General features: G+C 73.5%; 8 protein-coding genes and 1 pseudogene. 3 read left to right on the top strand and 6 right to left on the bottom strand.

Features of this window, described 5'->3' with window-relative positions:
- The first annotated feature begins 363 nt into the window (after nt 1-363).
- Nucleotides 364-1,905 (top strand): histidine ammonia-lyase, encoded by a 1,542-nt coding sequence (hutH, locus tag BJP40_RS11980; protein WP_071280357.1) that lies wholly within the window; start codon nt 364-366, stop codon nt 1,903-1,905.
- A gap of 40 nt (nt 1,906-1,945) precedes the next feature.
- On the opposite strand, the gene BJP40_RS11975 is transcribed toward hutH, so the two are convergent.
- Nucleotides 1,946-2,242, bottom strand: coding sequence for a hypothetical protein (locus BJP40_RS11975; protein ID WP_071280356.1), 297 nt, complete (start codon nt 2,240-2,242; stop codon nt 1,946-1,948).
- A 104-nt stretch (nt 2,243-2,346) separates the two neighbouring features.
- On the opposite strand from BJP40_RS11975, the gene BJP40_RS11970 reads away from it, so the two are divergent.
- Together BJP40_RS11970 and BJP40_RS11965 are read left to right on the top strand one after the other, a co-directional pair.
- Nucleotides 2,347-2,712, top strand: coding sequence for a hypothetical protein (locus BJP40_RS11970; RefSeq protein WP_079169144.1), 366 nt, complete (start codon nt 2,347-2,349; stop codon nt 2,710-2,712).
- A 233-nt stretch (nt 2,713-2,945) separates the two neighbouring features.
- Complete coding sequence (locus BJP40_RS11965) at nt 2,946-4,232, top strand: Ig-like domain-containing protein (protein WP_071267796.1); 1,287 nt, start codon at nt 2,946-2,948, stop codon at nt 4,230-4,232.
- A gap of 490 nt (nt 4,233-4,722) precedes the next feature.
- On the opposite strand, the pseudogene BJP40_RS11960 reads toward BJP40_RS11965, so the two are convergent.
- From BJP40_RS11960 to BJP40_RS11940, 5 genes and pseudogenes are all read right to left on the bottom strand, one after another.
- Nucleotides 4,723-4,866 (bottom strand): annotated as a pseudogene (locus tag BJP40_RS11960) (DNA-binding protein); the annotation flags it as partial.
- 35 nt (nt 4,867-4,901) lie between these two features.
- A complete protein-coding gene (msrA, locus tag BJP40_RS11955; RefSeq protein ID WP_071280355.1) occupies nt 4,902-5,567 on the bottom strand; it encodes a peptide-methionine (S)-S-oxide reductase MsrA in 666 nt (221 codons plus the stop codon).
- Nucleotides 5,568-5,629: 62 nt separating this feature from the next.
- The gene (locus tag BJP40_RS11950) at nt 5,630-6,706 is read right to left on the bottom strand and encodes a hypothetical protein (protein WP_071280354.1); all 1,077 of its coding nucleotides are present in this window, start codon (nt 6,704-6,706) and stop codon (nt 5,630-5,632) included.
- A 2-nt stretch (nt 6,707-6,708) separates the two neighbouring features.
- A complete protein-coding gene (locus tag BJP40_RS11945) occupies nt 6,709-7,875 on the bottom strand; it encodes a hypothetical protein (protein ID WP_071280353.1) in 1,167 nt (388 codons plus the stop codon).
- Nucleotides 7,876-8,147: 272 nt separating this feature from the next.
- Complete coding sequence (locus BJP40_RS11940; RefSeq protein WP_071270370.1) at nt 8,148-9,746, bottom strand: M48 family metalloprotease; 1,599 nt, start codon at nt 9,744-9,746, stop codon at nt 8,148-8,150.
- Nucleotides 9,747-9,961 lie beyond the last annotated feature (215 nt).

The following is a 9,961-nucleotide window of genomic DNA, read 5'->3' as shown; positions in this document are numbered from 1 at the left end:
CCGGGCCGCTGGAAGCGCCCCCGGCGCGGACCGCGCCGGGCGCGGACGGACAGCCCGGCACGGGGACGCAGTCGGGAAGCCTGCCGGTGGAGGCCCCGCGTTCGGCGCCGGAGAGGGGCGCGGCGTTAGGGGAGGCACCGGAGGGGGAGCCGGACCGGGAGGGGTGACGGAGCGTACGGGGCTGTGGTCGCGGCCCGGCGGGAGGCAGGCGGCCGGAGCGAGCGGGAGTCGGGGTGGGAGGCGGCCGGGACAGGAGAGGCCGGCCCGAGGGGTGCGCCCGCCTGTGGGCCCGGTGGTAAGGGGCGGGCCTCCGGCAGGGTAGTGACATGAAGGGATTCAATCCGTAGGCTGCTGAATATGGATATGCACACTGTCGTGGTGGGGACGTCCGGTACCACCGCCGCCGACGTCATCGCCGTCGCCCGTGGCAACGCCCGCGTCGAGCTCTCCCGGGAAGCCCTCGACGCGCTCGCGCACGCCCGGGAGATCGTGGACGCCCTCGCCGCCAAGCCCGAGCCGGTGTACGGCGTGTCGACCGGGTTCGGGGCGCTCGCCACACGGCACATCGGCCAGGAACTGCGGGGCCGCCTCCAGCGCAACATCGTCCGCTCGCACGCGGCCGGCCTCGGCCCGCGCGTCGAGCGCGAGGTCGTCCGCGCCCTGATGTTCCTGCGCCTCAAGACCGTCGCGTCCGGCCACACCGGGGTCCGCCCCGAAGTCGCGCAGACCATGGCCGCCGTCCTGAACGCCGGCATCACCCCCGTCGTCCACGAGTACGGCTCCCTCGGCTGCTCCGGCGACCTCGCACCGCTCTCCCACTGCGCCCTCGCGCTCATGGGGGAGGGCGACGCCGAAGGCCCCGACGGCACCGTGCGCCCCGCCGCCGAGCTGCTCGCCGCCCACGGCATCACCCCCGTCGAACTGCGCGAGAAGGAGGGGCTGGCCCTCCTCAACGGAACCGACGGCATGCTGGGCATGCTGGTCATGGCCCTCGCCGACCTGGAGCAGCTGTACAAGACGGCCGACATCACCGCCGCCCTCAGCCTCGAAGCGCTGCTCGGCACGGACAAGGTCCTCCGCCCCGAACTGCACGCCATCCGCCCCCACCCCGGCCAGGCCGCGGCCGCGGCCAACATGCTGGCCGTCCTGAAGGGCTCCGGGCTGGTCGGCCACTTCCAGGCCGACGAGGCCCCGCGCGTCCAGGACGCCTACTCGGTGCGCTGCGCCCCACAGGTCGCCGGCGCCGGACGCGACACCCTCGCCCACGCCCGGCGGGTCGCCGAGCGCGAGCTGGCCGCCGCCGTCGACAACCCCGTCGTCCTCCCCGACGGCCGCGTCGAGTCCAACGGCAACTTCCACGGCGCGCCCGTGGCGTACGTCCTGGACTTCCTCGCCATCGCCGCCGCCGACCTCGCCTCCATCGCCGAGCGCCGCACCGACCGGCTCCTCGACAAGAACCGCAGCCACGGTCTGCCGCCCTTCCTCGCCGACGACGCCGGCGTGGACTCGGGCCTCATGATCGCCCAGTACACCCAGGCCGCCCTGGTCAGCGAGCTGAAGCGGCTGGCGGTACCGGCGTCCGCCGACTCCATCCCGTCCTCCGCGATGCAGGAGGACCACGTCTCCATGGGCTGGTCGGCAGCCCGGAAGCTGCGCACCGCCGTCGGCAACCTCAACCGCGTCCTCGCCATCGAGCTGTACGCGGCGACCCGGGCCGTCGAGCTGCGCGACACGCTGACCCCCGCCCCCGCCTCCCGCGCCGCCATCGACGCGCTGCGGGCCGCAGGGGTCCAGGGGCCCGGCCCGGACCGGTTCCTCGCGCCCGACCTGGAGGCCGCCGACGCCTTCGTACGGGAAGGGAAGCTGGTCGCCGCCGTCGAGCAGGTCACCGGCGCCCTGGCGTAACGCCGGTCGCAGGCTCCCCGCGGGGCGCACACCGCCGCTGTCAGCGCGCGGTGTGCGCCCCGCGGCGCATCGCGGAGGCCACCAGGCCGGCGCCCGCGGCCAGGAGCCCGGTGCCGCCGATGACGTACGGAGTGGTGTCGGGGCTGCCGGTCTCGGCCAGTCGCAGCTCCCGCTTCTCCGTCCCCGTGGGCTCCTGGGGGGCCGCGGAGGCCCTCGCGGGGCCCGTCGTGGAGGGCAGCCGGTCGCCGGTGGCGTTCGCCGAGGGAACGAACCACAGGGCGCCGAGCAGCGTCCCGGCGGCGGTGGCGGTCAGCAGAGGTCGGCGTGCAGCGGACACAGGTTCAGATCCCCTTGCGGAACCGAGAATTGGTGGGGTTCCGATGCTAGTGAACGCAGCGGGTCGCGGGAAAGTCGCGGATTCGGCGGCTTACGCTCCGTCATATGAGCCCTGTGGAGACATCACGGTATGTGCGACTTCGCGTCGACCTGGTGCTGGAGGTCACCGAGCTGAGCGAGCTCACCGACGCCGCTCTGCAACGGATCGAGGACGACGAGTTCATGCCCGAGGAGGAGCGCGCCCACGCCAGGACGGCCGTCCGCGGCGACGAAGCGGAAGCTCTCGCGTACCTGGTCGAGCCCTTCCAGATGCTCGGCGAGATGCCGGGCGTGGAACTCGTCCAGGCGTCCTGGAGCAGCGAGCAGGCGGACTACGACCCGGACGTGGAGGCGTGGGACCTGGACGACGAGACCGCCGAGGAGGAGGACGAGGAAGAGGAGGAAGCGCAGGGGGAGCCGCGCGGGCGGTAGCCCCGCCGGCCGTCGGAACGGTGCGGGGTGCCGGCGCCGCGGCCCTTGCCCGTACGCTGGGACGACCCCGGACCGTGCGCCCGCCGGGCGCGTGTCCGGGGTCACGTCTGTACCGGGGAACCGGGCCCCGCGCCGGAGCGTCGATCAGTGGTGTTGCCCACATCGCGGTCCCGTGCGGAACCGGAGCGGGTGTCATGGGTGTTCTGGGAAGAGTTGGCAGGGAAGCCGCAACCATGGAGAAGCGTGTGATGACGGACAGCAAGCGGCGCAGGGGCCTGGTGGCTGCGTCCGCACTGCTCAGCGGTGTGCTCGTGCTCACCGCCTGCAACGACGGCGACGCCACGGCGGACGGCGCGGGCGGCGACACCAGCAGCAGCCAGAGTCCGGGCACCTCCCAGAAGCAGGTCGACGAGGCCGCCGCGCAGAAGACGTCGCAGGCCCGAATAGACATCGCCCCCAAGAACGGCGCCGACAACGTCAGCATCAACAACGGCACCAAGGTGACCGTCGCCGACGGCAAGCTCACCGAGGTCACCATGACCTCGGCCGACGGCACCGCCGTCGAGGGCAAGATCAGCGCGGACGGCGCCAGCTGGGAGCCGGCCGGTCAGCTCAAGCGCTCCACCACGTACAAGATCACGGCTACCGCGGCGGACGCCGAGGGCCGCGAAGCCCACGAGAACGCTTCCTTCTCCACCGTCTCCGAGGCCAACAGCTTCATCGGCTACTTCACACCGGAGGACGGCTCCAAGGTCGGCGTCGGCATGCCGGTGTCGATCAACTTCAACAAGCCGATCACCGACAAGAAGGCCGTGCAGGCCGCCGTCGAGGTGTCCTCCACGAGCGGCCAGGAGATCGTCGGTCACTGGTTCAACTCCCAGCGCCTCGACTTCCGCCCCGACCAGTACTGGCAGGCCGGCTCCACGGTCACCCTGAAGCTGAAGCTGGACGGCGTGGAGGGCGCCCCGGGCGTCTACGGCGTCCAGGAGAAGACCGTCACCTTCACCGTCGGCCGCAGCCAGGTGTCGACCGTCGACGTCGCGAAGAAGACCATGACCGTCGTCCGCGACGGCAAGACGATCAAGACCATCCCGATCTCCGCGGGCTCCCCGGAGACCCCCACCTACAACGGCCAGATGGTGATCTCCGAGAAGTTCAAGGAGACCCGGATGAACGGCGCCACGGTCGGCTTCACCGACGACGACGGCAAGGGCGAGTACGACATCAAGGACGTCCCGCACGCCATGCGGCTGTCCACGTCCGGCACCTTCATCCACGGCAACTACTGGGGCTCCGACTCCGTCTTCGGCAACGTCAACACGAGCCACGGCTGCGTGGGCCTCAACGACGTGAAGGGCGCGAACGACCCGAACCAGCCCGGGGCGTGGTTCTACGACAACTCCCTCATCGGCGACGTGGTCATCGTCAAGAACTCCAAGGACAAGACCATCCAGCCGAGCAACGGCCTCAACGGCTGGAACATGAACTGGTCCGCCTGGAAGGCCGGCTCGGCGCTGTAAGCGCCACCTGCACGGGTACGGACGAGGGCGGCGGTGCACCCGGGGCACCGCCGCCCTCGCGCGTCCCGTACCGGCCGGGCACGGCGCCGACCGGGCCCGGCAGGCGCCCGGCCCGCCCCCGGCGGCGCCCGGTGCGGTGGTCACCGCCCCGAGCGCCCTGGCGGTCTCCGCCCGACCGTCCGCCGACGCGGAGCCAGCCGTACGTTCCTCCGCGGCTGCTCAACACTCCAGCCGTAGATCGTGATCACGGAGGCGGACGCTGCTCTTCAAGAAGCGCGGGGTATCGCGGCGGGTCCGGCCTGACCGCGGGCTCGGCGCTTCCTCACCGCCTTCGGCCTTCGCCTCGCACAGATCTTCGGCCAGATCTCCTGAAACAGCGCCGAACGGCCTCCGGGTCCTGTACGACTGCCCGCTCGTCCGGGCGTCGGAAGGACGACCGTGCTCGGGCGGTGTCACCTTCCGGCCGCCGGCCTGCCACCAGCGCGGCCGCTCAGACCTTGACGACGGTGGCCCTGCCTCCGCACAGCAAGGTGATGTCTTCCGGATCCGAGGTGAGGACGGTCACCGGCCGGGCGGCGCGCAGGGCCGTTGCCGTGAGGATGGCGTCCAAGGCGTACTTGTGTCCGGCCAGGCCGCCGGCGAACTTCTATGAGAAGGGGCTGCCGCAGCTCAGCCCTCCGCCGTCGCCACGCCCACCGGGCAGGACACCCCCGTCCCGCCGATGCCGCAGTAGCCGGCCGGGTTCTTGTCGAGGTACTGCTGGTGGTACGGCTCCGCCGGGTAGAAGGGGCGGCCCTCCGCCGGGAGGATCTCCGTGGTGATCGTGCCGTAGCCGGAGCCCGTCAGGACCTTCTGGTACGCCTCGCGGCTCGCCTCCGCCGCCTGCGCCTGGGCCGCGGTGTGGGTGTACACCGCCGAGCGGTACTGCGTGCCCACGTCGTTGCCCTGCCGGAAGCCCTGCGTCGGGTCGTGGGACTCCCAGAAGACCTTCAGCAGCGTCTCGTGCGACACCTTCCGCGGGTCGTAGACCACGCGGACGGCCTCCGTGTGGCCGGTCAGGCCCGAGCAGACCTCCTCGTACACCGGGTTCTCGGTGTGGCCGCCCTGGTAGCCGACCAGCGTCGTCCAGACGCCCGGCGTCTGCCAGAACCTGCGCTCCGCGCCCCAGAAGCAGCCCAGCCCGAAGTCGGCCACCTCCAGGCCCTCCGGATACGGGCCCTGCAGGGGGTTGCCGAGGACCGTGTGCTGCTCGGGGACGTCGAACTCGGGCTCCGCGCGGCCTTTCAGCGCCTGTTCCGGAGTCGGCAGCTCAGGGGTACGGCGGTACAGGAACATGGAGGCTTCTCCTTCGAGCGGTCCTTGTCTGTACGGAACGTGCGGACCGCCCGCAGGATTCCTCAGCGCCTGCCGGCGTGCCGTACCGCCCGGTCGCGCCACTGGCAGTAGGCCACCGCGGGGAAGTCGTACTGGCTCCACGGGGCCGCCCCCACGTGGCCGTCCACCAGGCGGAACAGCTCCAGCGCCGCCTCCCACCTGCCCTGGCGGGCCAGGAAGTACGCCAGCAGGTGGCGGGCCCTCGGCAGGTCCGGGTGGTCCGGCGGCGCGGCCGCCGCGTCCACCAGGGCCGCGTCGACCATCGCGACCAGCTCCGGCGTGCGGAAGTCCGCCTCCTTCGCGCCGTCGTCCCGGTGGTCCCACCAGACGATCAGCGGCAGCATCCGCAGCAGCGTCCCCGCCGGCGCCTGCTCGGCGGCCTCCCGGGCGAACGACGCGGCCAGCTCGTCGGAGCCGTGCCAGCGGGCGTACCAGTAGGGCAGTGCAACGATGTGCGCCGGATAGTTGTACGGGTCGAGGCGGGTGATCGTCTTCCAGATGCGGCGCACGTCGCCGTGGGGGTAGTTCAGGCCGCGGGCGACGGCCATCTCGCTGATGTACGGCGTCGGGTCGCCGGGGTTCAGCTCCGCCGCCCGCTGGATCCGCTCCACGGCCTGCGGCAGGACCCGGAAGAAGCCGGCGAACTGCTCGTCCGTCGTGTTCTTCGCCCAGTCCGAGCCGCGCAGCGCCCCGGCCAGCTGGATGGTGAACTCGACGCGCACCACCGCCACGTCCGGATCGTCGGGGCCCGCCGCCGCCTCCCAGGCGTCGAGCCAGCCGCCGTCGCCCTCGACGGCCGCCTTGGCCAGGTACGACGCCACCCGGGAGCGGCGCTGCCAGTCGCGCCGCTCCCGGGTGGCGGCCATGAGCCGCGCCGCCGGCTCCCCGTTACCCCGCGCCGCGGCCGCCAGGGCACCCTGGAGGGCCGGGTCGGGGCCGGGCAGCAGCGTGTTCTGGCGGGACGCCGGGAGCAGGCCCAGCGCCTCCGCCTCCCGGGCGGCCCGGGCGCCGCCGTCCCCCGTGCCTCCCGCGACACGGCGGTACACCAGCACGCCGACCCCGACGCAGCCCGCGATGACCGCGCCCTGGATGAAGTCCACCGTCAGGCCCCTTCCCCGCCGGAAGCCGCCTGCGCGGCCTCCGCCGCCTTGGCCACGCTCTCGTCGCGCACCCGGCAGTACTCGCCCGCCGGGTCCCCGCGATAGCGCCACGGCAGCGCGCCCGCGTAGCCGTCGACCAGGCGGAACTGCTCGGCCGACGCCTCCCAGCGGCCCTGGAGGTTCAGGTAGTAGCCCAGCAGGTGCCGGACCTCCGGCAGACGCGGGTGGTCCGGGTCGGCGGCGGCCGCGTCGGCGAGGGCCGCGTCCACCGCGGCGTACATCTCCGGGGTGCGGTCCACGTCGGTCGTGTCCGAGGAGTCGTGCTCGAAGTGGGCGATCAGCGGGAAGACCCGCATCAGCGTGCCGAGGGGCGCCTGCGCCGCCTCCTTGACCGCGAACGCCCTCGCCAGTTCCTCCGAACCGCGCCACTTGCCGCACCAGTACTGGAGGGCCGCGAAGTGCGCCTCGTAGTGGTACGGGTCGCGGCTGGTGATCTCCTGCCAGATGCGGTGCATCTCCTCGTGCGGCAGGCCGAGGCCGATGGCCGTCCAGATCGCGCCTACGTACGGGCACGGGTCCCCGGGCACCGCCAGCTCGGCCGCGCGGGCGTGCTCGTGCCGGGTGCGGGCCAGGGTGCGGTGGAAGCCCTCGAACTGCTCGCTCGACGTGTACTCGGCACGCTTCCCGCCCCGGACGTTCCACGCCAGCCGCACCGAACTGCGGGCCCGGACCAGCGCCGCCCCCGGGTCGTCGGGGCGCGCCTCCTCCCAGGCCACCAGCCAGGTGTCGTCGTCGGCGGCGACCTTCCCCAGCCGCTCCGCATGGCAGGCCCGGCGCTCCCAGGCGCGGGACGACGCCGTCTCGTCGAACAGGTCCGCGGCGGGCTTCCAGTCGCCCGCGCGGGCGGCGGCCATCGCCACCGTCAGGGCGGGGGCGTCGGGGAAGGCCAGCTCCGTGTGCTGCCGCTCCGGCGGCAGCAGGCCCATCGCGGCGGACCGCTCGGCTGCCTCCCGTGCCTCCCGGTCGGCCTCCTCGGCCTCCGGGTCGTGGGCGGAGCCTTCGCGCCAGCCCTCGATGAGGCCGCTGACGATGGCCCACAGGAAGTACACGCCGACCGCGAGGACCAGCAGGACGACGGGGGTCACGACGACCCAGAGCAGGATTTTCACAGGTACCTCGGGGGGTGGAGGTGGGGGTGGAGGTGGGGGTGGGGCGGGACGCGGGAGTCGCGCCGTGCACCGCACGGGGCTGTGCCGCACCCGCGGGCGGTCCGTGCCCCGCCGCACGGGGTGGTGCACGCTCTCGGGTCCGGGTGGCGGGTGCCCTCTCTGCACGTGGTGGCGCGTGCGGCACGCGGTGGTGCCCGGCCGGGTGCACGCGGCGGTGCGTGCGGGCACGCGGCGGGACGTGGGGTGGCCCGTGCGTGCGGCCACCCCGTCGTTCAGGCGCCGGCGGGGGAGAGGAGCCTGCGGAGCCGGGTCGTGTCCGGGCGGTCGTCGACCGCGGCCTCCAGCGCCGCGTCCAGCTCGTCGTCGTACCCGGCGGCGAGGCGCAGCTGCGCCGGGCCCGACCAGGACAGCTCGAAACGGGCGTCGCCCCGGGCGATCAGCTCGCTGACGACCAGCCCCCGCAGGCCGCGGTACAGCACCGGGCGCGCGAACTCGCGGGCCGCGCGTCCCGTGGCCGCCCGAGCCTCCTCCGACTTGGGCAGCCGGTCCGCGATCTCCCAGCCGACGCCGAGGTCCACGGCGTTGAGCAGCGCGTCCAGCGACGGCTTCGCGCCCGTCACCTCGGCGGTGGCCTTCCGGAGGGGCTCCGCACCCTGCGACACGTACACGGCCATCGAACGGCGCACGAGCTCCGGCCAGTCCACGCGCTCCAGCCGCCGTGCCTCCGGCGTGAGCGCGACCTTCTCGACGGCCTCCAGCGCGGCCCGCGCGTCCGCGAGAAGACCGAGCGCCGGGCCGGTCCCCTCCAGGCCGCGGCCGTCGTCGGGCAGCGCCTCCAGGCGGGCCACGCGCTCGGCGACCGGTGGGTGCGAGTCGTACGGGGACGCCGGCTCGGTCGGCAGGTCGCGGCGCAGTTCCTCCAGCTCGCCGGCGCGGGCCGCCAGCAGGTGGCGGACGCCGCCGAACACCTCGCCCGGCAGCGGCAGCAGACCGGCGCCGACCCCGAGGGTGGCGTACGAGTCCATGTAGAAGTCGTACGCGGAGGAGAGGGCCGGGAGCTCACGCAGCGCGGAGGCAGTGGCGTCGCGGCCCGCGATCCGGGCCGCCGCCAGGTCGGCGGCCAGCTCCTGACGGCGGGAGGAGGCCAGGGTGGCCCGCAGGTAGAAGCGGCCGTACGCCCGGTAGACCTTGGCCATCGTCCGGTAGGTGATGCCCGCCCCGGCGGTGTCGACCTCCTTGGCCGCCTTGCCCTTGGCGGCGCGCTTCGCGTTCTTCTTCTCCTGCTGGGTGCGCTCCCTGTCGACCTTCTTGTCGGCCCGCTCCTCGAAGTGCGCGATGGTACGGGCGACCTGTACGCGGCCGCGGACGGTCATCGCGGACAGGCGGGTGTCGGAGTTCGCGTAGTGCCCCGTCTCGTGGGCCAGGACGGAGCGGAGCTGCGCCTCGGTGAGGCCCGCCATCAGGGGAAGACCCAGGTAGAGGCGGCGGGTGCCGCCGAGCAGGCCGAGGAGGCGGGCGTCCTCGCTGACCGCGGCGTTCATGTCGGCGGTCAGCCGGATCTCGTCGGGAGCCCGCGTGCCGACCTCGTCGGCCAGCTCCCGGACGGCCCCCCAGAGGCGGGGCTCCTGCTGCTCGGTGACGAGCACCCCGGGAGCGGGGTCGCCCTTGGGGGTGCGCAGCATGAACATGCCGCGCACGATGGGCACCGCCAGGACGGCACTGACGACGTACACCTTGAGCGCGAGGCTCGACGGGGCCCAGACCGCGGCGGCCCAGTCGATCCCGGCGAGGGCGGCGATCATGGCGAGGCCGAGCAGGTAGAAACCCGCCAGGAGAAAGAAGGCACGCGCAGCGCGCAGCGTGGCGCCCATCGGGCAGAGTCCCCCCCCACGGAACGCGGACAGGGGCTTCCCGCGGGCGTCGGCGTGTGACGGCGTCCGCGCGGCGGCGTCGCGGGACGGCGTACGTGGCGGTGGCGGCAGGGCGTAGGCGGACGGTGCCGTCACATGGTGCCTGCCGTGCGACGTCAGCGGAACGGCGCCCGGGAACCCGTGTCCGGAAATGGACATGGCAAAGCTGTGGGGGG

Origin of the sequence: Streptomyces sp. CC53 (genome assembly GCF_001865245.1) — a bacterium.
In the GTDB taxonomy this organism is placed as follows: domain Bacteria; phylum Actinomycetota; class Actinomycetes; order Streptomycetales; family Streptomycetaceae; genus Streptomyces.
Note: the sequence above shows the minus strand (reverse complement) of the source record. Positions and strands in the feature narration are given on the sequence as shown.